This is a genomic window from Microbacterium hydrothermale, assembly GCF_004854025.1.
Classification (GTDB): domain Bacteria; phylum Actinomycetota; class Actinomycetes; order Actinomycetales; family Microbacteriaceae; genus Microbacterium; species Microbacterium hydrothermale.
In genome coordinates this window covers 201,342-221,499 of the sequence record NZ_STGM01000005.1, presented here as the reverse complement: position 1 = coordinate 221,499, position 20,158 = coordinate 201,342, and the positions used below count along the sequence as shown (strand labels likewise).

General features: G+C 68.4%; 20 protein-coding genes and 1 tRNA gene. 11 read left to right on the top strand and 10 right to left on the bottom strand.

The annotated features are described in order from the left end of the window. Positions 1-81 precede the first annotated feature (81 nt). Both FB047_RS11840 and FB047_RS11835 read left to right on the top strand, forming a co-directional pair. Positions 82-708, top strand: coding sequence for an MSMEG_1061 family FMN-dependent PPOX-type flavoprotein (locus tag FB047_RS11840; protein ID WP_136587400.1), 627 nt, complete (start codon positions 82-84; stop codon positions 706-708). Positions 709-730: 22 nt separating this feature from the next. After that, entirely contained in the window at positions 731-1,657 is a 927-nt protein-coding gene (locus FB047_RS11835; protein WP_136587399.1) for a PDR/VanB family oxidoreductase, read from the top strand. A gap of 215 nt (positions 1,658-1,872) precedes the next feature. Here the strand turns inward: FB047_RS11835 and FB047_RS11830 are convergent, their stop codons facing one another. The 5 genes from FB047_RS11830 to solA are packed head-to-tail and all read right to left on the bottom strand — an operon-like array spanning position 1,873 to position 6,530. Beyond that, a complete protein-coding gene (locus FB047_RS11830; protein WP_240752770.1) occupies positions 1,873-3,339 on the bottom strand; it encodes an amidohydrolase in 1,467 nt (488 codons plus the stop codon). After that, on the bottom strand, positions 3,336-4,364 hold the full coding sequence (locus tag FB047_RS11825) for an ornithine cyclodeaminase (protein ID WP_136587398.1): 1,029 nt from the start codon (positions 4,362-4,364) through the stop codon (positions 3,336-3,338). The genes FB047_RS11830 and FB047_RS11825 overlap by 4 nt, the downstream gene beginning before the upstream one ends. Further along, a complete protein-coding gene (locus FB047_RS11820; protein WP_136587397.1) occupies positions 4,361-5,005 on the bottom strand; it encodes an FMN-binding negative transcriptional regulator in 645 nt (214 codons plus the stop codon). The genes FB047_RS11825 and FB047_RS11820 overlap by 4 nt, the downstream gene beginning before the upstream one ends. Then, positions 5,002-5,388: a cupin domain-containing protein gene (locus FB047_RS11815; protein ID WP_136587396.1), complete on the bottom strand. Its 387-nt coding sequence runs from the start codon at positions 5,386-5,388 to the stop codon at positions 5,002-5,004. The genes FB047_RS11820 and FB047_RS11815 overlap by 4 nt, the downstream gene beginning before the upstream one ends. A gap of 8 nt (positions 5,389-5,396) precedes the next feature. After that, positions 5,397-6,530, bottom strand: coding sequence for an N-methyl-L-tryptophan oxidase (solA, locus tag FB047_RS11810; protein WP_167494225.1), 1,134 nt, complete (start codon positions 6,528-6,530; stop codon positions 5,397-5,399). Between the two features lie 132 nt (positions 6,531-6,662). Here solA and FB047_RS11805 point away from each other — a divergent pair, with 132 nt between their 5' ends. After that, positions 6,663-8,156: an IclR family transcriptional regulator domain-containing protein gene (locus FB047_RS11805; protein WP_167494224.1), complete on the top strand. Its 1,494-nt coding sequence runs from the start codon at positions 6,663-6,665 to the stop codon at positions 8,154-8,156. 41 nt (positions 8,157-8,197) lie between these two features. Further along, positions 8,198-9,046, top strand: coding sequence for an alpha/beta fold hydrolase (locus tag FB047_RS11800; RefSeq protein ID WP_167494223.1), 849 nt, complete (start codon positions 8,198-8,200; stop codon positions 9,044-9,046). A 20-nt stretch (positions 9,047-9,066) separates the two neighbouring features. On the opposite strand, the gene FB047_RS11795 is transcribed toward FB047_RS11800, so the two are convergent. Next, the gene (locus FB047_RS11795; protein WP_136587392.1) at positions 9,067-9,963 is read right to left on the bottom strand and encodes a DUF808 domain-containing protein; all 897 of its coding nucleotides are present in this window, start codon (positions 9,961-9,963) and stop codon (positions 9,067-9,069) included. 162 nt (positions 9,964-10,125) lie between these two features. Here FB047_RS11795 and FB047_RS11790 point away from each other — a divergent pair, with 162 nt between their 5' ends. The 4 genes from FB047_RS11790 to FB047_RS11775 all read left to right on the top strand — a co-directional run bounded on the left by FB047_RS11790 (position 10,126) and on the right by FB047_RS11775 (position 12,199). Continuing rightward, a complete protein-coding gene (locus tag FB047_RS11790) occupies positions 10,126-10,716 on the top strand; it encodes a molybdopterin-dependent oxidoreductase (protein WP_136587391.1) in 591 nt (196 codons plus the stop codon). Next, entirely contained in the window at positions 10,713-11,450 is a 738-nt protein-coding gene (locus tag FB047_RS11785; RefSeq protein WP_136587390.1) for an FAD-binding oxidoreductase, read from the top strand. The genes FB047_RS11790 and FB047_RS11785 overlap by 4 nt, the downstream gene beginning before the upstream one ends. Further along, positions 11,450-11,710, top strand: coding sequence for a DUF6510 family protein (locus FB047_RS11780; RefSeq protein WP_136587389.1), 261 nt, complete (start codon positions 11,450-11,452; stop codon positions 11,708-11,710). Before FB047_RS11785 ends, FB047_RS11780 begins: the two co-directional genes overlap by 1 nt. Before the next feature lie 99 nt (positions 11,711-11,809). Next, positions 11,810-12,199, top strand: coding sequence for a DUF2510 domain-containing protein (locus tag FB047_RS11775; RefSeq protein WP_136587388.1), 390 nt, complete (start codon positions 11,810-11,812; stop codon positions 12,197-12,199). A 43-nt stretch (positions 12,200-12,242) separates the two neighbouring features. Here the strand turns inward: FB047_RS11775 and FB047_RS11770 are convergent. Then, positions 12,243-12,331, bottom strand: a tRNA-Ser gene (locus FB047_RS11770). A gap of 100 nt (positions 12,332-12,431) precedes the next feature. Further along, complete coding sequence (locus FB047_RS11765; protein ID WP_136587387.1) at positions 12,432-13,721, bottom strand: LCP family protein; 1,290 nt, start codon at positions 13,719-13,721, stop codon at positions 12,432-12,434. A gap of 1,685 nt (positions 13,722-15,406) precedes the next feature. On the opposite strand from FB047_RS11765, the gene FB047_RS11760 reads away from it, so the two are divergent. Both FB047_RS11760 and FB047_RS11755 read left to right on the top strand, forming a co-directional pair. Further along, positions 15,407-15,871: a hypothetical protein gene (locus tag FB047_RS11760; protein ID WP_136587386.1), complete on the top strand. Its 465-nt coding sequence runs from the start codon at positions 15,407-15,409 to the stop codon at positions 15,869-15,871. Between the two features lie 43 nt (positions 15,872-15,914). After that, positions 15,915-16,775, top strand: a complete 861-nt coding sequence (locus FB047_RS11755) for a hypothetical protein (RefSeq protein ID WP_136587385.1) — start codon at positions 15,915-15,917, stop codon at positions 16,773-16,775. Between the two features lie 156 nt (positions 16,776-16,931). On the opposite strand, the gene FB047_RS11750 is transcribed toward FB047_RS11755, so the two are convergent. Continuing rightward, on the bottom strand, positions 16,932-18,341 hold the full coding sequence (locus FB047_RS11750) for a hypothetical protein (RefSeq protein ID WP_136587384.1): 1,410 nt from the start codon (positions 18,339-18,341) through the stop codon (positions 16,932-16,934). An 85-nt stretch (positions 18,342-18,426) separates the two neighbouring features. Beyond that, positions 18,427-19,278, bottom strand: a complete 852-nt coding sequence (locus FB047_RS11745; protein ID WP_136587383.1) for a hypothetical protein — start codon at positions 19,276-19,278, stop codon at positions 18,427-18,429. A 237-nt stretch (positions 19,279-19,515) separates the two neighbouring features. On the opposite strand from FB047_RS11745, the gene FB047_RS11740 reads away from it, so the two are divergent. After that, the gene (locus FB047_RS11740; RefSeq protein WP_136587382.1) at positions 19,516-20,148 is read left to right on the top strand and encodes a hypothetical protein; all 633 of its coding nucleotides are present in this window, start codon (positions 19,516-19,518) and stop codon (positions 20,146-20,148) included. Positions 20,149-20,158 lie beyond the last annotated feature (10 nt).

The window sequence follows — 20,158 nt, the reverse complement described above, 5'->3', positions numbered from 1 at the left end:
TGCCCGAAGCACAGATCGCCCCCTGGATCCTGTGCCCCGACGACGATGAGCGCCGACCGTGCTCCGAGTAGCGTCGAACGCATGCTCCCCACCGACTTCCGCGCGCTCGGACTCGAGGAGATCCGCGGCACGCTGGGCGAGCCCGAGAGACCCTCGCTGCAGAAGATCACCGACCATCTCGACGAGAACTGCCTGCGCTTCCTCGCCCACTCCCCGTTCGCCACCCTGGCCACCGCCGACCGCGACGGACGGTGCGACAATTCGCCGCGCGGCGACTACCCCGGCTTCGTGCGGGCGATCGACGACCGGACGGTCGCGATCCCCGACCGCCTCGGCAACAAGATCGCCGACTCGATGCGCAACATCGTCGACAACGGCCACGCCGCCCTCTTGTGCTTCGTGCCCGGCATGAGCGAGACGTTGCGCATCAACGGCACCGCGATCGTCACCGACGACCCGACGCTGCTGCACACGCTCGAGCAGGACCACACGGTGCCGGACCTCGCGATCGTGCTGCGCATCGAGCAGGTGTACCTGCACTGCGGCCGGGCTCTCCTGCGCGGCGGCCTGTGGGACGCCGACATGCAGGACCTCGCGACCCAGGTACCGACTTCTGGCCAGATCTGGGCGAGCACCTCGGGCTGGGATGCCGCGGTCGGCGACGTGATCGACGACGCCATGGCCGGCGCCTACCGGGCGCTGTACTGACATGCGCACCCGCGAAGGGCTGATGCCCCTGGTGGTCCGGGAGATCACCCGAGAGACGCCCGACATCGTCAGCATCCGGATGCAGAACGCCGACGGCTCCCCCCTCCCGGCGTGGCAGCCGGGAGCACACGTCGACCTGCAGCTCATCACCCGACACGAGCGGCAGTACTCGCTCTGCGGCGACCCGGCCGACACCGCGTCGTATCGCATCGCCGTGCGCCGCGAGGAACTGTCGCGCGGGGGGTCGCACTACATCCACGCGTTCCTCCGCGAGGGCGGCACGGTCTGGGTCCGGCCGCCCCGCAACCTCTTCGAGCTGGGCGAGGCCCCGGCGTACCTGTTGCTGGCCGCCGGGATCGGGGTGACGCCGATCCTCGCGATGGCGCGACACCTGGCGTCCACCGGTGCGGACTGGCGCATGATCGTCGCCGCCCGCTCGCGCGACGGGGTCGCGTTCGCCGACGAGATCGCCGCCCTGGGCGAGCGCGCGCGCATGCACATCAGCGGCGAGCACGGCCGCCTCGACCTCCCCGCGGTCCTCGGCGCGATCGCCCCCGGCACCGACGTGTACGCCTGTGGTCCCGCGGGGTTCACCGACGCGCTGCTCGCCCTCGCCCCCACGCTGCCCGAGGGCTCCGGCATCCATCTCGAACGGTTCGAGCCACGCAAACGGGAGTTCGGCCCGAGCGAGTCCTTCACCGCGACCGCCGCCCGATCGGGCGTCACCGTCGAGGTGCCCGCGGCCCGGTCGCTGCGCGAGGCACTGCAGGGGGCGGGGGTCGCGGTGAGCGGGTCGTGCCTGCGCGGCGTGTGCGGCTCGTGCGCGATTCCGGTGCTCGACGGCGCGGTGGAGCACCGCGACTCGCTCACCGTCGACGACGACGCCCGCGTGATCTACGCGTGCGTCTCGCGCGCGCGCTCGGGCTCGGCGCTGGTGCTCGACGTCTGAGCGCGACGCGTTCCGTCTTCCCGGTCCCGACCGCCGCGCTGTTCGCGCCGCGCCGCGCCGCCCCGCCGAGCGCCGATAAACGCCGTTCCTGCCGAAACACGCCGTGACACCGCGAGTCTGAGCACAGACGGCGTTTATCGCGCCAATCCCCGAGCCGCCGTCGCCTCGCCGCGACGCCGTCGCCCCGGCCGTGGCCGCCCCACGCGGCCACCGGCTCACACCGCCCGGTGCGTGAACCGCCCGCCCAGCAGGGTCGCCGCGACCAGCATGCCCCGCAGCTCATCACGGTCGCAGGCGTGGGGATCCGCATCGACCACCACGAGGTCGGCCGGCTGCCCGACGGCCAGCGTCGTGCGGCTGCTCGCGGCGAGCGCGACGTCGAGTGGCAGGCGCTGCTCGGGATGCCACACCTCACGGTCGCCGCGACTGCGGGTGGTGGCCGACGCGATGGCGTGCCACGGGTCCAAGGGCGCGACGGGCGCATCGGAGCCGAGGCGCAGCTCCGCCCCCGAGCGGTGGAGCGATCCGAATGCGAAGGCCCGCGCCGTGCGCCCAGCCCAATGCAGATCGGCGATATCGCGGTCGTCCATCGCGTGCTCGGGCTGCACGCTGGCGATCAGTCCGGCGGCGCGGAAGCGCGCGAAGTCCCCCTCGCGGACGAGTTGGGCGTGCTCGATGATGCCCGGCATCCCGAGCTCCTCGAAGACCTCGACCACCTCGGTGTTGGCGCGGTCGCCGATCGCGTGGACGGCGGGCAGGATGCCGCCCGCCCTCGCTCGCACGAGCAGGCGGCGCAGTTCGTCGACCGGCACGCTCTGCACGCCGCACCCGTGCTCGGCGTGCGGGTCGGCGCCAGGGTAGGGGTCCCAGCACCACGCGGTGCGGGTGTTGAGGGAGCCGTCAACGACGACCTTCAGGCGCCCCATCGTCACGAGGCCGTGGCGATCGAGCGGGTCGCCGGTCCGGTGTCCCGCGGCGATGGCCTCCTCGAGCCGGTCGGGCCAGACCGATCCGTCGACCCGCAGCGAGCGGACGCCGGCGGCGACCCGCTCGGGCCACTCGAGGAAGTTCGGCACGTTCTCGTAGTCGACGATCCCCACGATCCCGCGGCGCGCCGCGGCATCCGCCACCTCGCGATATGCCTCGATCGGAATGGAGGCCGCTTTCTGGAAGCGCTGCAGGGAACCGATCCAGTCGGCCTCGGAGACGACGCCGCTCGCGTCGGGGTGCAGACCGAAACGCTCGGCACCGCGCGAGTTCATCCACCCGGCGTGCAGGTCACCGCTGACGAGCATCACGGGGTCGTCGGGGAACGCCTCGTCGAGGGCGCGTAACGAGGTCGGGGTCGTCCATAGCCCGTCGCGGTAGCCGTAGCCGACGAGCACGCCGTCGGTGCGCGGGGCGCCCGCGGCGAGCGCGCGCCGCACGATCTCGACGACCTCGTCGGGGCTGTTCGTCCCCCCGACGTCGACGCGACGGCTGGAGATGACCCATTGCGTGAAGTGCACGTGCGCGTCCCACAGCCCCGGGCCGACGAAACGGCCGTCCATATCGACGTCCTGGCCACCGGCCGGCGTGGAGCCCGCCGGGGTGATCGCGGCGATCAGACCGTCGCGCACGACGACGTCGACGGGCCCGCCGCCCCCGTACGGACGGACGGAGCGCAGGGTGAGCGCGCTCACAGCGCCGGCACCGGGGAGCCGACGAGACCGAACAGGTCCTTCGGGTCGTCGGGAGCGGCCACGAGGTCGATCTCGAGCGCGAGCTCGGTGCCCGCGACGCTGTCGCGCAGGAACCGCAGCGCCGAGAAGTCCTCGATCGCGAAACCGACCGAGTCGAACACCGTCACCTGGTCGTCGGACGTGCGGCCGGGTCGCCGGTCGGTGAGCACCTCCCAGAACTCGGTCACCGGGAAGTCCGCCGCCACGCGCTGGATCTCCCCCTCGATGCGCGTCTGCGGCGTGTACTCCACGAACACGGGCCCGCGCGAGAGGATGGCCGGGTCGAGTTCGGTCTTACCCGGGCAGTCGCCGCCGATCGCGTTGATGTGCATCCCGGATGCCACGTCGGCGTCGCTCAGCACGGTTGCCGCCGCCTTGTCGGCGGTGCAGGTCGTCACGATGTCGGCGCCGCGCGCGGCCTCCGACGCCGCGTCGCACACCACGATGTCGAAACCGAGCGGGGCGAGGTTGCGCACGAGCTTGGCCGTGGCCGCGGGATCGACGTCGTAGACCCGAAGACGGTCGACGCCCAGCACGCCACGGAAGGCCAGGGCCTGGAACTCGGCCTGGCTCCCCGCGCCGATCATGGCCATCTTCGATGCGTCGGCGCGCGCGAGACGCCGCGCGACCATCGCCGAGGTCGCGGCCGTGCGCAGCGCCGTCAGCAGCGTCATCTCCGAGAGGAACACCGGGTAGCCGTTGTGCACGTCGGCGAGCACGCCGAACGCGGTCACGGTCTGGTATCCACGGCCGGGGTTGAAGGGGTGCCCGTTCACGTACTTGAACGCGTACGTGTCGGGGTCGCTGATGGGCATCAGCTCGATCACGCCGAAGGGCGTGTGGCTGGCCATGCGCTCGACCTTGTCGAACGACGGCCACCGGCGGTAGTCCGCCTCCAGGTAGGCGACCATGTCGGTCATGAGTCGCTCGGCACCATGCGTGGCGACCCATCGCACCATGGCATCCACGCCAACGAAACCGGTCATCGTTCTTGTCGTTCCTCTCGGGGGCGGATGGCATCCATCCGGTCGGCCAGGGCCGGGTTGACGTAGGGACCGGGAGCGCGCAGCGCCGCGATCACGCGGCCGACGACGGCGTCCGGCTTGTCCTGACTGAGTTTCTGCTTCGCCTCGACGCGGGCCACGGGCAGGTGGAAGCCGACCGTGCCGTGCACGATGCGCTCGGCGTAGGCCGTGTTCTCGAGGCTGTGATGCATCAGGAAGGGGTTCGGCAGCGGCGCCTCGAAACGCGTCACGAGCCGGTCGAGCACGACGAGGTTCTCGTCGTCACTCAGGATCTCGGGGACGCCGTACAGGTGCGCCACGACGAAGTTCCACGTGGGCGCGGCGGGCGAGGTGTCGTACCAGCTCGGCGAGACGTACCCGCTGGGCCCCGACACGATCACCATGACCTCGTGCGCGCCGAGCTCGTGCAGCGCCTCGTCGGGGCGACCGACGTGGCCCACGAGGGCGAGGCAGTCGGCCGTGTCCTCGACGAGCACCGGGTAGTGGGATGCCACGAGCCCGCGCCCCGGAACGTGGCTGACGAGGGTCGCCCAGGGGTTCTCGACCACGAGCGCGCGGACGGCGTCGAGGTCGTCCAGCGCGTAGTCGGCGTTGTGCCTCATGCCGCCGCCTCCCCGCGCGGCGGGCCGAAGACGAGCACGAGCTCGGCCGGCTCAGCGGAGGCGTTGCGCACGCCGTGCCGCATACCGGCCGGGGCATACGCCGCGTCTCCCGCCGCGAGCACGCGCTCGTCGCCGTCCGTCGAGAACATGACCTCGCCGCGCGTCACGATGTACATCTCGTCGCTGCTCTCGGTCGAGCAGCTGTCCGCCGCCCCGGTCAGGTGCCGGTGCTCGCCCTCGGACGCACCGGGGGCCAGGTGGTAGAGCATCACGTGGGCACCGAGGGCCGTGGCATCCGCGAAGTACCACTCGATGCCGACCCGACCCTCCCCCTCGTACAGGGTCCATTCGTGGTGACCGTCGCCTCGTCGTTGGATTCGCATGCCGGGCCTCACATCGCGGGGACGGCGGTCGCGTCGACAGCGAACGCCGTCACGTCGTCGGTGGTGTCGCCACCCGTCGCCAGCTCGGCCAGGGCCAGACCGATCGCGGGCGTGAACTTGAAGGCGTGCCCCGCCCCGAGCGCCACGATGATGTCCGGCTGCTCGATGAGCGGCCCGATGACGAAGCGCCGGTCGGGCGTGAGCGCGTACTGGCACGTGACCGTGCGCAGCAGCTCACCGCTGGCGGGGATCGTCGCGGCGAGGAAGGCCGCCAGCTCAGCGGTGCGCTCGGGCGAGGGCACGAAGGTGCGCTCGGCGGGAGTCATCCGGTTCTCGGAGACGTCCCGCGCCGCCTTGACCGTCGGCTCCCCGTACGTGGGGAACCCGTAGAAGCACTGCTCGTCCTCCCAGATCCACACCGGGAAACGGTCACCGTCGAACGCCTCGGGGTCGGCGGGCGCGAAATAGCTGACCTGCTCCTGCATCACCTCGAGCGGGATCCGGATGCCGAGCGGCTCGAGCAGCTCGTTCGTCCACGCGTCCGCGGCGACGACGACCCGGCGCGCCCGCACGTCGCCGCCGGAGGTCGAGACGACGACGCCCTCGCCGTCGGGACGGAGGCGATCGACGCGGGTGCGGTCGCGCAGCGTGGCGCCGAGGACGCGCGCGTGCATCTGCAGGGTCGCGACGGTGCGGGCGGCGTGCGCGATCCCCGAGTCGGGGGTGTAGACGCACGTCACCCCCTCGGGGACCGCGAACTGCGGCCATCGCCCGCGCACCTCGTCGGGACCGAGCAGCTCGAACGGCACGCCGCTGTCGGAGAGGCTGCGCGCGAAGTCGGCCGCGTCGTACGGGCCCTCGTCGGGGATGAATACGACGCCGCCCGTGATGGTCAGCAGACGTTCGCCGGTGGCCGCCTCGAGCGCCGCCCACTCGCGATATGCCGCCTGCGCGAAGCGCACGTACGCGGCCGAGCCGTACGAGGTGCGCACGATGCGCGAGGTGTCGTGCGAGGCGCCGCGCACGTGCCCGAGCTCGAACTGCTCGAACGCGACGACGCGGACGCCCTGACGAGCCAGGTGGTACGCGGCCGCGCTGCCGAGCGCGCCGAGTCCCACGACGGCAACGTCGAATTCCTCCATGACGGATCCTTCCGAGAGCCGGACGGGCGCCCGGCGAATACCGGCAATTATTCGAATCGCTCGTCGCGGCCCTGTTACGGTCGCCAGCAACAGCAATTCATCGCCCATAACTTTGCAGAAACGAGGGATGCCGTGACCGCGCGCGTCGAGCAGTCCGTCGCGGTCCTGCGCACGGTCGCCGGACGCACCGACCCGACCGCGCCGCTCCCGCTCGCCGCGATCGCCCGGCCGGCCGGCATCGGGCTCAGCACCGCGTCGCGCCTCTGCGCCGAGCTCGCCGACGCGGGACTCCTGCGGCGGGCCGACGGCTACGGCACGTACGGCGTGGGCGCCCGGGCGGTCGCGCTGTCGGGACGCGCCGCCGCCGCCCTGGGGCCGACCGTGCACTTCGAGCTGCACCGGCTGGCGCAGGACACCGCCGAGACGGTCGTGCTCGCCGCCCCCGAGACCGGTGGCGCGCGGATCGTCGCGACCGTCGCATCGGGGTGGACCCTGCACGTGCCCGCACTGATCGGCGACCGCGTGGACGACCCGCGCCGCGCGCTCGTGCGGGCGGCGTCGCCCGACGGCACCGGCGAGGTGATCGTGGAGTCGCAGATCGGCCGTGCCGTCGAGATCGCCGTCGCCCTCACCGCCCCCGACGGTCGTCGCGTCGCCGTTCTCGCCGTGTCGCTCCCGGTATACCGTGCCGCCCGCGCACGCCCGCGCATCCGCCGCCTGCTGACCGACGCCCGTCACGCGTTCGAACGCGCCCTCGCGCGGACGCACCGCCCGGAGCCCGCCCACGATGCCGCGCCCGCCGCAGATGCCGCGCCCGCTCGCGGCGACGACCCCTCCGCCGCGCCGATCCGGGCGATCGAGGCGGCCGCGCGCATGGCGGAGGTCGTCGCGGCCTCCCCCCGCTCCGTCGCGGCCGCGGCCGCCGCGGTCGGGATGCGCCTCGACCGCGCACGCCGGCTGGCCGACGCTCTCGTGCGCACCGGCCTGCTCGCCCGCGACGCCGAGACCGACGCCCTGCACGTCGATCCCGCGATCCACGCGTGGCACCGGGCCGCCTTCGCCCCGACCCTCGCGCTCGACGGTCCCGCCCGCACGGCCGCGGCCGCGGAGCGGGTCGGTGCGTGCGTCTTCGTCACGACGCTCACCGGCATGCGCAGCTTCACGATGCTCGAGCACATCGAGCCGCTCGGAGAAGGACTGCGCATGTCGCCCTGGCTCGGCCGCCCGCACCCCCTAGTCGGTTCCGACGGCGGCCCCACACTCGCGATGGACTTCGACGCGCCCCAGCTCGCACAGCTCTTCCCCCGGCGCCACGGCGCCGGGGAGTACGAGCAGTTCGTGCGCCGCGTCGAGCGGGTGCGCGCCGACGGGACGCTCACGATGCGCTCGATCGACGAGTTCGGCATCACGTCGGTCTCGGCCCCGGTCCGCGACGCCGCGGGTCTCGTCGCGGCCGCCGCGTGCATCGTCGGCGCGACCGAGGACGTCTCCTCGCGCCTGCCCGAGCTTCGCGAGGCCGCCCGCGCCCTCGCTGCGGACCTTTCCCGTGACCTCGGCGCGACGTGCGCGGCATCCATCCCCGTCTCCGCCGGGGTGGAGTTCGCGCCCATACCGTCGCCCCGCTGACGCGGGCTATGGTCGCTCGCACAGAACCCGAAGGACTCCGGATGCCTCACACCCCCGACCCCGCGATCTTCTACGACACCGCGGGAGACCCCTCCGCGCCGACGGTCGTGCTGATCGCCGGCGGCGGCGCGCAGCTCATCGCCTGGCACGTCGACCTCGTGGCCACGCTCGTGGACCGCGGACTGCACGTCGTGCGCCTCGACAACCGCGACGTGGGCCTGTCCGCCCGCTTCGGTGGTCCCGACGACATCGACGGCGGCTACGGGCTCGAGGAGATGGGCGACGACGTCATCCGCGTGCTCGACGACCTCGGGCTGGACGCGGCGCACCTCGTCGGGCACTCCATGGGCGGGATGATGGCGCAGATGGCCGCGATCCGGCATCCCGAACGCGTGCGCAGCATGGGTCTGCTCTCCACGATCCCCGGCCGCGATCCGCGCTACATCCTGCACGACGAGCGTCCCGAGCTCATGCGACAGCCCGTCCGCTACAGCCGCGAGGAGGTGCGGGCGGGCGCGGCGGCGTTCGCCGCCTCCACCGCAGGCGAGCGCTACCCGCTCGACGTCGCCTGGAACGCGTGGGCCGCCGTCGAGGCCTTCGACCGCGGCTACGCGCCCGAGGGCTTCTCGCGTCAGTGGTCCGCGCTGCTGCGCGCACCCGAGCGACTCGAGGCGCTGCGCGCGATCGACGTGCCCGCGCTGGTGTTCCACGGCCGCGACGACGACGTGCTGCACTGGAGCGCGGCCGTCGACATGGCCGAGGCGCTGCCCGCCGCTGAGCTGCAGGTGCACCCCGGCATGGGCCATTTCATCGCGCCCGAGCTGTGGCCCGAGCTGATCGCGGGCATCGCGCGCGCGGTGGAGGCCGGCGAGGCGCGAGTCCGCTCCTGACGTCGGCGCGGGTCGGCGCGTCAGTGCCCGGCGTCGGCGGGGACGTCGCGCTTCACGAGGCGAGTGATCCCCGTGATCAGCCCGACGATGACCAGGCCGAGCACGAGACCGAAGACCGCCGACATGGCCGTCTCCACGATCCACACGATCACCGGCCCCGCCGCCTCGATCGCGTGCGTGACCAGGTGGACGAGCTCGTAGGGTCCGGCCCAGAACGTCTCCTCGAGGTTCTGGAGCACGAGGTGCCCACCGACCCACAGCATCGCGACCGTCCCGATGACGCTGATCACGCGGAACACCGCGGGCATGGATGCCACGACCCGCACCCCGAAGCGCCGAACGCCGCGCGAGGGGCTCTTCATGAACCGCAGGCCGATGTCGTCGACCTTCACGAGGAGGGCGACGGCCCCGTAGACGACGAGCGTCATCGCGAGACCGATGACCAGGAGAGCGGCGAGCGTCATCCAGATGTCCAGCCCGGGGTCGAGGCTCGACAGGGCGATCAGCATGATCTCGGTGCTGAGGATCAGGTCGGTGCGCACCGCTCCGAGCACGAGCTTCTTCTCGTCGCGCGGTTGGTCCGCGTCGTGCTCGCCATGCCCCACGCCGAACCACTCGAGCACCTTCTCAGCCCCCTCGAAGCAGAGGAAGCAGCCGCCGATGATGAGCAGGTAGGGCAGCACCCACGGCGCGAACGCGGTGAGCAGCAGCGCGATCGGGATGATGATCACGTACTTGTTGATGATGCTGCCGAGCGCGATCTTCCACACCACGGGCAGCTCGCGCGCGGGAGAAAGCCCCTGCACGTACTGCGGGGTCACGGCCGCGTCGTCGATGACGACGCCCGCGGTCTTGGCACTCGCGCGCATGGCGGCGCTGAGGATGTCATCGACGACGGCGAGCAGACCGACCGACATGTGCGTATCTCCCGGGGGTGAGGATGCGACGCGTGCACGCCGCGGGACGACACTAGCGGGTGCCCCCGACACGTCGTGGCGGCTGGCGCCGAGGCGCTCTCCCCTGTCGATGCGCGTCGGGCCTGGCTAGGGTGAGGCTCACGGCATCGACAGGGAGAGCGCATGTCCTTCATCACGCGGGGTTTCGGCGGTCGACGGCGCGAGCGCGACCCGCGACTACCCCCTGGACAGACACTCGTGTCGGATTGGCCGGTGCTGTCGGCGGGCCCCACCCCGTCGGTCGCGACCGCCGACTGGGAGTTCGCGATCGGCACCGAGAACGGTGTGCACCGCTGGAATCTCGAGGAGTTCCAGGCCCTGGGCATGGAGGACGTCACGGTCGACATCCACTGCGTGACCCACTGGACCAAGCTCGACATGCCCTGGCGCGGCGTCTCGCTCGATCGCGTATTCGCCGAGGTCGAGACGAGCCACCGCTACGTGATGGTGCACTCCTTCGGCGGATACACGACCAACCTCGCCCTCGACGACCTGCTCGGGGGCAGGAGTTGGATCGCCTTCGAGGCGGACGGCGCCCCGCTCACCCCGGAGCACGGCGGGCCCGCTCGCCTTCTCGTACCGCACCTGTACTTCTGGAAGAGCGCCAAATGGGTGCAGGGGCTCATCACGATGCCGGCCGACAAGCCCGGGTTCTGGGAGCAGAACGGCTATCACCTGCACGGCGACCCGTGGCGTGAGGAACGATACGGGTGAGTCGGCGGGCGGCATCCTGGCACGTCGCGACCGTCGTCGAGACGCGCCCCGAGACCTCGACCGCGCGCCGCATCACGCTCGAGGCGCCGACCTGGCCGGGCAACGACGCCGGCTCGCACGTCGACGTGCGGCTCACCGCTGCGGACGGCTACCAGGCGAGCCGGTCGTACTCGCTCGCGTCGTCGGGCGAGGGCACGCGTCTCACGCTCGCGGTCGACGAGGTCCCCGACGGCGAGGTGTCGCCGTTCCTCGTGCGGGAGCTCCGCGAGGGCGACCGGATCGAGGTGCACGGGCCTCTCGGCGCCTACTTCGTCTGGACCCCCTCCGGCGACCCGGCCCCGGTGCACCTGATCGCCGGCGGGTCGGGAGTGGTGCCCCTGTACGCCATGGCGTCCGCGCACGCCGAGAGCGACGATCCGGCCCCGTTCCGGCTGCTGTACTCGGTGCGCTCGCCGGACGACATGTTCTTCCGCGCCGAGATGGAGGCTCTCGCCGAGAGCGACGACCGTTTCGACCTGCAGGTCGTCTACACGCGACGCGCACCGGCGGGATCGACGACTCCCCCCGGGCGCCTGACCGCCGAGCGGCTGCGCACGGCCGTTCCCTCCGCCACCGCCTCTCCGCGCCTCTTCGTGTGCGGCCCCACCCCCTTCGTCGAGGCGGTCGCGGGATGGCTGGTCGAGGAGGGGCACGCACCCGGCCGGGTGCGCACCGAGAGATTCGGGGGTTCGTGATGACACGTCTCGACGGCAATGCCCTCGCCGGCCGATTCGCCGACCTCATGGGGTGGGATGCCACGGCCTCCGAGGTGCGTTGCACGCACTGCGGCATGCGGGGGCTCCTCGCGACCGCCGCGGTCTACATCTCCGCAATGGGCGCCGTCGTGCGATGCCGATCGTGCGACGCGGTCCTGCTCACCCTCGTCGACGCCCCGGACGGGCGCTCGTGGATGGGGATGCCGGGGCTGAGCGCGCTGGAGCTGCGGCGCGGGTGACGCGCTGCGGGTGATTGCGTCCGCGCTCAGGGCGCGGCCATACTCGCCCGAGAGCGTCGCGCCGACCGTGCGCGAGACTGCGGACGTGAGGGGTGGACGATGGCAGCTGCGGAGCCGGGCTGGTACGACGACGGGTCGGGACGGATGCGCTGGTGGGACGGCGCGCAGTGGACCGACCGATTCCAGGAACCGACGGCGCCGCAGCCGGGCATCGCCGACATGGTCGCGCGAGCTCAAGCCGACGCGGTCGCCGGGGCGCAACCCCGTCCCGCTCAGAACGGCTGGAACTATGTCGTCCTCCAGGTCGTGCGGAAGGAGAAGTTCTTCGGAACCGGTTCGGGCAACCTCACGGAGCTCGAGAACGTGATCAATCGGCAGGCCACCCTCGGCTACCGCCTGCACACGATCACCACCGCCTCGTCGGGCAGCACCGGCTTCGGGGGCGGCGATCGTATTCAGGCCACGATGGTGTTCGAGCGCCAGGGGTGATACCCGGAACCAGAAAAGCCCCGGCGAACCGGGGCTTCTTCTGCGGAGACGGAGGGATTTGAACCCTCGGTCCCCTTACGGGGACTCCACCTTAGCAGGGTGGTGCACTAGGCCTGACTATGCGACGTCTCCAGGTGCCCGAGCTTGCGGCACGAGCACACCGGTCCATACTAACCGGATGCCACCCGGCATCCGAAACCGAAGTCCGGATGCCGGGTGTCGCAGCCGCGCGTCACTGACGCACGTTGCCGTTCGAGCAGGTCGCCTGTGCGGCGGTCTGCCCCGCGATGCCCTCGGGCAGAACGACCGCGTCGGACGTCGGCGCAGGGCTCGCGGTGGCGTCGGCGCCCGCGGTCGGGGCGTCGGTCGGGGCGGGGGTGGCGGTGTCGACCGGAGCCGGGGTGGCGTTGGCGTCGGCAATCACGCCGTTGCCGTCGCTCAGGTTGCCCGACAGCTGCAGCGGCTGGTTCGCGGCGAGCGCGGCCCACAGGGTGTCGGCGTCGGTGCGGTCGGGGACGACGCGGTTCGGGTCGGACGGGTCGGTGTAGGTCGGGTACTGGATGAAGACGATCTCGCTGAAGGGGACGTCCTTCACCGCGGAGGCGATCTGCACGAGCGTCAGCGGGTTGGTCAGCGAGGTCGAGGGGTCGACGTTGCGCAGCGCGGTCGAGGCCAGCTTGTACAGCGTCGCCGGGTTCGACAGCACCTCCTGGCTCTTCAGCTTGTTCGCCAGTCGCGACATGTACTGCTGCTGGTTGGAGATGCGACCGAGGTCGCCACCGTCGCCGACGCCGTGGCGCGTGCGCAGGAACTGCAGCGCGTCGAGACCGACGACGGTGCGCATGCCGGCGGGCCAGTCGATCCCGGTGTACGGGTCTTTGATGCCGTTGGCGATGCAGACGTCGACGCCGCCGACGGCATCTGTGATGTTGATGACGCCGCCGAAGCTCACCTTCGCGGCGAAGGGGATCTCGAGCCCGCTGAGGTCGGAGATGGTCTCGACCACGCAGGAGAGACCGCCGTACGAGAACGCGCTGTTGATCTGCTGCTTGCTCATCGCGGAGTGCTCGACGCCGTCTTTGTCGGTGCACGACGGGATGGGAACCATGAGATCGCGCGGGAACGAGATCACGGTCACACGGCGCGGCGCGTCGGAGATGTGCACGAGCATGTTGACGTCGTTGAGGCTGCCCTCGGAGTCGGCCCCGGTGCACCGGTCGCCGAACAGCTGGGCGAAGTCGGGCTCGCACTCGTCGGTGCCGATGAGCAGCATGTTCACGCCGCCCTTGAGCTCCCCGAGGTCCGGCGGAACGGCCGGCTGGTTCTTCAGTTCGACGGCGTCGGCCGTGAAGCTGCGGGTCAGGTCGATCGCGGCGTAGGCCAGCACCGTCCCACCCGAGACGAGGAGCACGGCGAGCGCGATCGCGAGTCCGCGGAACAGCTGGCCGAGCGGGCCGGGTGACCGCAGCCGCCCGTGGCGCGCGACGGTCCTCTGACCGCGCGGGGTGTTCGTCTTGCTCACTCGGGTCCTTTCACGACGGATGCCACCGGCCCGGCAGCACGTCGACTCCGGCGCGGCAGTCCGAAGTCGCAGCAATACTAGGGATCCGCGGCTGTGAATGCCGTGAGGGCCGGGCGTTTCAGCCGTTCATCCGGCCGACACCCGCGCGTTGCCGGGGGCCGGTAGTGTGCGACGGCGAGGGGAGGCGGGGCGCGTGGACGAAGCTCTCGAGGTCCCCGTGATGATCACGGGCCTCATCACCCTCTTCATCGTGACGAGTCTCATGGGCATCGCCGCGGCCCGCCGCAATCGCGACTGAGCGAGTCTCAGAAGACGACGCGATCATCGCTGACGCGCGGAGCCTCCGGCGGCGTGGGCCCAACTCCGTTCGACTCCCGCTCGACCGGTCATAACGAGAGAAGGCGGACCCCTGCGGGGCCCGCGTTCTCTCGTTGCGGAGGCTACGCAATGGCTTTCGAACCCGTCGTGGGAGACCAAGCGGCTCCTCGATTGGATTCGCGCGTCCGGCAACGGGCAATCTCGTGAGCACACTGACGAGCCGTAGGGTTCGCCATGCGCCGGGTGGCGCTACGCTGTGGGCATGACGCCGCTGTCGAGTTGGTTTTGTGATTCATGTGGCCTGCGTATCGAGGAGCCCAAGAACGCTCTCGTCGTATGGAAGTGGGGCACGAACACCCCCCGCTCCGACTTCCGAATCATCCACAAGGGGAAGAACTGCGACACTGACCGAGCCACTCAGAGTATGCAGCTCGATGAGCTCCTCGGCCCTGACGGGGCTACATGGATGCTGAGCATGCTCGATGGCGGCCCAATCTCCTCTGAGCCCCCGAGAGCCTCCCCCGTAGCGCTCAATAGCTTCGTGGACCTTTTCCGGCGCCTACAAACTCCGTACTACGAGGAAGCTCGCCGCCACTTCGGTCACGATCACGTGCGTGACGACTTTTCGGACGCCAATGAAGCGGAACCGTACATGACCGACAGGCTCCACTCGATTGCAATGCACGATGACTGAGGTAGCTGGGCGCACCCCAAAGCATCGATAGCTCCGCCTGGCCCGCTCGGGATAGCCGCGCTTGGCACCGCAGGAGGCACTTGGCGCTCGACGCGCCTCAACATGGCTGTTCTGCACGGCCAGGTGCCGATTAGCCTCACGGTGTGGATCACTTTATTGCGACGATGACGGCAGCGGACTGGGTCACCGCCGCTCTCGCCGTCCTTGCTCTCGTCACTTCGGGAATTAACGTAGTTCAGAATCACCGTTTTCAACCGCGTCCTCATTTCGACGTCGCGATGGAGACCGTTGCGACGGAAAACGAGCATGGAGTCATGACCATTCTGTGCTTCGTTTCTAACGATGGCGATGCCACTCCAAGAAACGTCAGAGTACAGGTGAGCGCACCGTGGGTGCGGGACGCCACGGGCACAAAGCATTGGGCACGCTGGACGAGATTTACGCCCGACGACAAGGCTCAGATACTCGTCCTTCCGGCTGAAGCGTGCATACGTCGCACTATAAGCCTGGGCGTTTACGAATTTTTCCCTATGGGGGACCGCCTAACGCGCGGTGCGCCCCGAGAACGAGCAGAACGGCCAACGGTGACCATCAGCTACAGAGGACGACTTTCACCAGTTCGCAGGACCGCAAATGCCGTCAAACCGATCCCCAGATTTGGAGGCTGTTGACCATGGAGGCACTCGTTCCGGTCATGGTCGGCGGCTTGATTGCCGCGGTCGGCGGGCTTCTCGGCGCGGCGATCCAAGCGCGTCGCGACCACGCGAAGTGGCTGCGAGAGAAGAGGCTAGAGGCCTACGTGCCGCTCGTAGCCTTCCTGACCGAATACGAAATCATCCTCTCATCAGTTGCAGACCATCAAAGCCGGATCGACGACGTCATTCCTCATGCATCGAAGGAAGAGGTCGAACGATTGGAGAGCGCTTTGGCTCCGGATGCAGCTAGAGGCATGGAGTACAGAGACCGCGTCCCTAAGGAGCTAGCCGCGATCGCAGTGCTGGGGCCCGCGAGTCTCGCCGAGGCGGCCAGGCAATGGGAGGAGGCATCCCGCACCACTCTTGTACCTTGGTTCAAGGTTGGAAGTGCCCTTCGCCCCCTCATTGCACAGATGCGCAAAGCCCTGAATATCAAGACCTGAGCGCGTCGAAGCGTCACTGGAAAGCGCCCCGTATCCTCGTTTCATGGACTCTGCAGAAGAGTGGCTGATCGCGATAGTCGGCGGTGCCGTTGCGGCGGTTCTCGGAACCGGCGTACTTGCAATCTTTAACAAACACGTCCGCGAGAAGTTCTGGAAGCCAATCGGTCGCGGGGTCCGATGGGTACTCACGTTACGACCGACAACCAGCACACGGCAAGCAGCGATCGAGCGGGAGATGGCACACCTTCGAGAAATGGCGGCTACCAGCGAAAAGCGGTTCACGGAGGTCTGCGACCTCCTTGACGTGACGCCCGTGCTTGCGGATAGCACGCTCGTACCGGAACGCATTCAGAGGCTGCAGGAGGCGGCAGCGGAGGCCTGGGCTCACTCCAATGCGGAGGCTGCTGCCGCTCGGAAACACGCACAGTCTCAGATCGATGCCGTGCGGTCTCTCGCGGAGAGTCAGATGCGTGACGCTGCGCGAGCACACGAACATCAGATCGCCGCAACTCGCAGCACTGCTCTTGAAGAGGGACGCGCGGCCGGACGCGCGGAGGTCGAGGCAGAGGTCGCAGCCCAGCGCGCTGCTCCGCCAATGCAACCGGTGTGGCGTATTGATGACCCGGGTCCGGGCGCCAACATCTACTTCCTACGTAACATGCAACCCGGAGTCACGATCACTGACGTAAGTGTCGAAGCGGATAGTAGCGAGTTCGTGTTCTCCGGCCCGACCCAGACACGCGGGCCGTTCGAGAACTCTCTCTCGTTTCTTGGTTCGAAGAGTCTGCGCGGCAGAAAATTGGGCGTGAGCTTCACCGTCAGGTGGCGAGACTTCAATGGCGATTCGTGTGCGCGCACGGTGAAAGTGGATCGTGACCCGAGCCGGGGCATCGTCGTCGGGTAAGGACGGTGACGGAGCGTGTTCAAGGCGTGGTAAATCTGTGCTGCGAACGTCTCGCGCAGTCGAGCGCCGCGGACATCAGCAGCGTCGCCCACGTCCGGACACCAAACGCTTAGCCGAAGCACACGGCACTCAAGAGGGATCGCTTCTTGCCCTAGCTCAATCCGTGGACCGGCCCGTGCTCTCGCCGCTTTCCTGAATAGCCCCGGTGTCCGAGATCGTGATGTGCCCATCTGCGAAGATTCGAAGAGCGTTGAGCGCATCATTGCCCCTAGTTACGAACGCGTCCCGTTGTCGGTCATCGACGCCTAGCAGGTCAAAGATCTGTGCCCGCACGATGAGCTTGGAGAGTGCGGTGAGTCCTAGGAGCTGTATAGACGGAGGGTTGGCTTCTCGGTCAGGGTGCTTGAGGTCATTGTTCACATTAGCGATCGCTTTTGCGATCCCGCGCCTTGAGCCGACCGTCGTCCACTCGATATTCGCGGCTTCCATACACTTCTCGATATTCTCGAACAGCGGCCGACGTCGACGATCACCGAACCTGAAGTAGCCGAATCGATCTAGCGATATGGCGAGCATCATTAGTTGAGGTTCGAGGAAACGAGATGCCCCGTTCAGCACCTCAACAGCTGGTTGCACAGCTTGTTCGAAAACCTCATTCCCGTAGAGCGTGACCCAGTCGGCAAGAGCTGCTGGAGTCAGATCAGTGAGCTGTAGCGGCGGGTGAGAGAAGTGCGGCGATGACGGCTTGTCCGCGGAGTGTTGGGCAATCGTTCCTTGAAACTGCACTTGGACGAAGCTTGGGTCGCTTGTCGTCCCGTCCATCATCCAAACGGGAAACTGGTCGTCGCGGAGCCTATGAGAACGCCATGAGAGAGGTTGTCCATGGATGAGGATTAGCAGCGCGCGAATCGGCCACTGTGCCGCGAGATGATCGAGCGGCGAGGCCCCGGTATCGCTCGTGGTCAAGATGTAGGGCTCGCTGTCGACGACATGGAAGTATCGGCCGCGCTGTGCAGCCCATGACACGCTCGACTTGATCGCATACGAGTAGCCGTTCGCATCCCACTCCATGGAATCGACGCTCTCGACCACAACCGTCGTGCGGTGCTGCCCGCCGGGCAGGTACTCCACGTCGTGGGTGACCGGCTCGAAGCGTGCGAACTCTTCGAGGCCGTCGATTGTCGACGTGAGTTCCTTCACGAGGTACTCGTCGCGAAACTGTCGTGGTCGTTCGAAAATGGTGACCGCGGCCCGAGCACGCCCCAGTGGGTGGCTGCCATGAGAGATTCGCGATGCGCGAAGCCGGTGGAGAGTGACAACGCCACTCTCATCGAAGAAGACCAGCGTCTTTGGGAGGTCCTCGCCAAACCGGGTGAACCACCGATTGGCACGAACGAACTGAGGGTTCGCGTCATCCGGCAACTCGATTAGGTACGCCACGTGAAGCTCAACGCCCTCTTTGGCATCGAAGGTCAGAGTGGCGGACTGCGCAAGGGTGCCATCGTCGCCCGATGCGTCGACTATGTGGCCTACGCGGACGCGTCCAGGTTCCAAAGTGTTCGCCATCTAGTACCCCGTCCCGCCCGCGTGCCCATCGACCAAGGTTGCCGAGCCGGAAGTGCACACGCCAAGCCCAGCCCTACTGCCGCGCCTACCGTCGGAGCCCGGATCGAGCCTCGACGATCATGCCCAACCAGCGGAGGAAGCGAATGATAGAGAAGACAAAAACCGCCAGTAGAGCGACGATGATGACCAGCACCGCCACCACGCCCCAGGGAAGGTAAGCCTGTCTGTCGAAGGAGTAGATGACGAGGCTGATGGTGAGCAGCACTATTCCAAGCACGAGCGCGGCTGAGCTAATCAAGAGCGCCGTAGGGCGCCACTTCTTCCGCGAGGTCTCGATAGCCGTTGCGGCCGCTGTCAGCGCGACTGGAAGAACAGAGATACCAGGCAGAACGTGATTCGGCTGCACGCTCGGCGTGCCGTCGACGATTACCCGCGTTGTAGACGCGAAGCTCCGGTGCAATAGAGCGGGGCGGATGATCAGCTTGTCAGGATGCTCGACTTCGAGGTGCACTTCGGCCGACGGCTCCGCCGAAATTGTCTCGATGATTCGGGCACCGACGGTAAAAGTAAGAGGTCGTCCCGCATCAAACGACTGCGAACTAATATCTCCTCGTCCGTCTGACCAGACCGTCAACGCCACGATCTGCGGGTTGCTCACCGCGTGCCCGTCCAAAAGTACTTGCAGGCTTCCCGTGGTGGGTAGCCCCGTAGCCAGTAGTGGCGTCGTCTCAACCCGGTAGCGTAGTTGCCGTTTGGGGTTGGACTTCCGATATGTCCAAACCGGCACGATGACGGCGACCGCGACCCCAAGCACGCCGATGACAATTTCTAGCCCCATGCGGAAAGTATGACAGGCAGCATCGACCGGCTGCCCGCCACCGCAGAGGCGCCTTGGGTTCTTCACGGCCCAAAGAAACCCGAACCTGTCGTCAGTCATTCTGGCCGCCAGGGCTACGCCACGGCCGGTCCGCACAACTCCAAGCACACCGCCAGACAACGAGGAACGGACTTCACCCGCCCGGTCGCTGACCCTGAGGCGCTTAGTACCCTCGCATGACGAAGAGCCGGCCCTTCCATTCGGAAGGACCGGCTCTCGCGCGGAAAGCAGCGTCAGACCTGCTGTCGACGCGCCCGACGGGCGACGATTAGTGCGGCAGTGCCTCCGAGGATCAGGATGCTCGCCCCGACCCCCGTAGCCGCGGTATTCGTGTTGTCGAAGCCGGTGATTGCCAGACCGTCGCTGACGGTAAGTGCCGCGTACGCGGAGCCGCTTGTCGCGCCGCGTACCTCGACATTGTGTGCACCGACTGTCGTCCCGGAGGGGATGGTCACGGTCTTCGAGATCGAGCCTTCTGCGCTGGCGGTGGTGGCCGATGCTCGCTTCACTCTCGATGAGGCGCGCCGACGACACCGGGCGCTGAAGAACGAACAATCCGCGCTCATGAAGACTCACTACGCCGGGGCTGTTCCTCTCGCCATCCTGAAGAGCGAAATGGACCGGATTACTCGCGAGGTAGATGCCACCGAGCATCAGATCGCCAGTTCCGAGCAGGCGCTCGAACAACTGGACGACCAGCTCGAACGGGCACTGGAAGTCGCTCGTCTCTGCCACGAGCAGTACGTCAACGCCATCCCTGCCGAGCGGCGGCTACTCAATCAGGGGCTGTTCACGAAGCTATTCATCGGTCAGGACGGCTCGGTCGAGGAGGCCGAAGTCCAGGAACTGTTCGCGGGCCTGCTTTCCAAAGATTCGACCCTGGCTGTCGAAGCGCGGGAGATGGCAGTAGTCCCGGTTCCGACTCAATAGGACGTCGCAC

Coding starts and splice junctions, on each gene's coding strand:
- FB047_RS11840 (WP_136587400.1), top strand. CDS start 82: ATGCTCCCCACCGACTTCCGCGCGCTCGGACTCGAGGAGATCCGCGGC.
- FB047_RS11835 (WP_136587399.1), top strand. CDS start 731: ATGCCCCTGGTGGTCCGGGAGATCACCCGAGAGACGCCCGACATCGTC.
- FB047_RS11825 (WP_136587398.1), bottom strand. CDS start 4,364: ATGACCGGTTTCGTTGGCGTGGATGCCATGGTGCGATGGGTCGCCACG.
- FB047_RS11820 (WP_136587397.1), bottom strand. CDS start 5,005: ATGAGGCACAACGCCGACTACGCGCTGGACGACCTCGACGCCGTCCGC.
- FB047_RS11815 (WP_136587396.1), bottom strand. CDS start 5,388: ATGCGAATCCAACGACGAGGCGACGGTCACCACGAATGGACCCTGTAC.
- solA (WP_167494225.1), bottom strand. CDS start 6,530: ATGGAGGAATTCGACGTTGCCGTCGTGGGACTCGGCGCGCTCGGCAGC.
- FB047_RS11800 (WP_167494223.1), top strand. CDS start 8,198: ATGCCTCACACCCCCGACCCCGCGATCTTCTACGACACCGCGGGAGAC.
- FB047_RS11795 (WP_136587392.1), bottom strand. CDS start 9,963: ATGTCGGTCGGTCTGCTCGCCGTCGTCGATGACATCCTCAGCGCCGCC.
- FB047_RS11790 (WP_136587391.1), top strand. CDS start 10,126: ATGTCCTTCATCACGCGGGGTTTCGGCGGTCGACGGCGCGAGCGCGAC.
- FB047_RS11780 (WP_136587389.1), top strand. CDS start 11,450: ATGACACGTCTCGACGGCAATGCCCTCGCCGGCCGATTCGCCGACCTC.
- FB047_RS11775 (WP_136587388.1), top strand. CDS start 11,810: ATGGCAGCTGCGGAGCCGGGCTGGTACGACGACGGGTCGGGACGGATG.
- FB047_RS11760 (WP_136587386.1), top strand. CDS start 15,407: ATGGAGGCACTCGTTCCGGTCATGGTCGGCGGCTTGATTGCCGCGGTC.
- FB047_RS11755 (WP_136587385.1), top strand. CDS start 15,915: ATGGACTCTGCAGAAGAGTGGCTGATCGCGATAGTCGGCGGTGCCGTT.
- FB047_RS11750 (WP_136587384.1), bottom strand. CDS start 18,341: ATGGCGAACACTTTGGAACCTGGACGCGTCCGCGTAGGCCACATAGTC.
- FB047_RS11745 (WP_136587383.1), bottom strand. CDS start 19,278: ATGACTGACGACAGGTTCGGGTTTCTTTGGGCCGTGAAGAACCCAAGG.
- FB047_RS11740 (WP_136587382.1), top strand. CDS start 19,516: ATGCTCGCCCCGACCCCCGTAGCCGCGGTATTCGTGTTGTCGAAGCCG.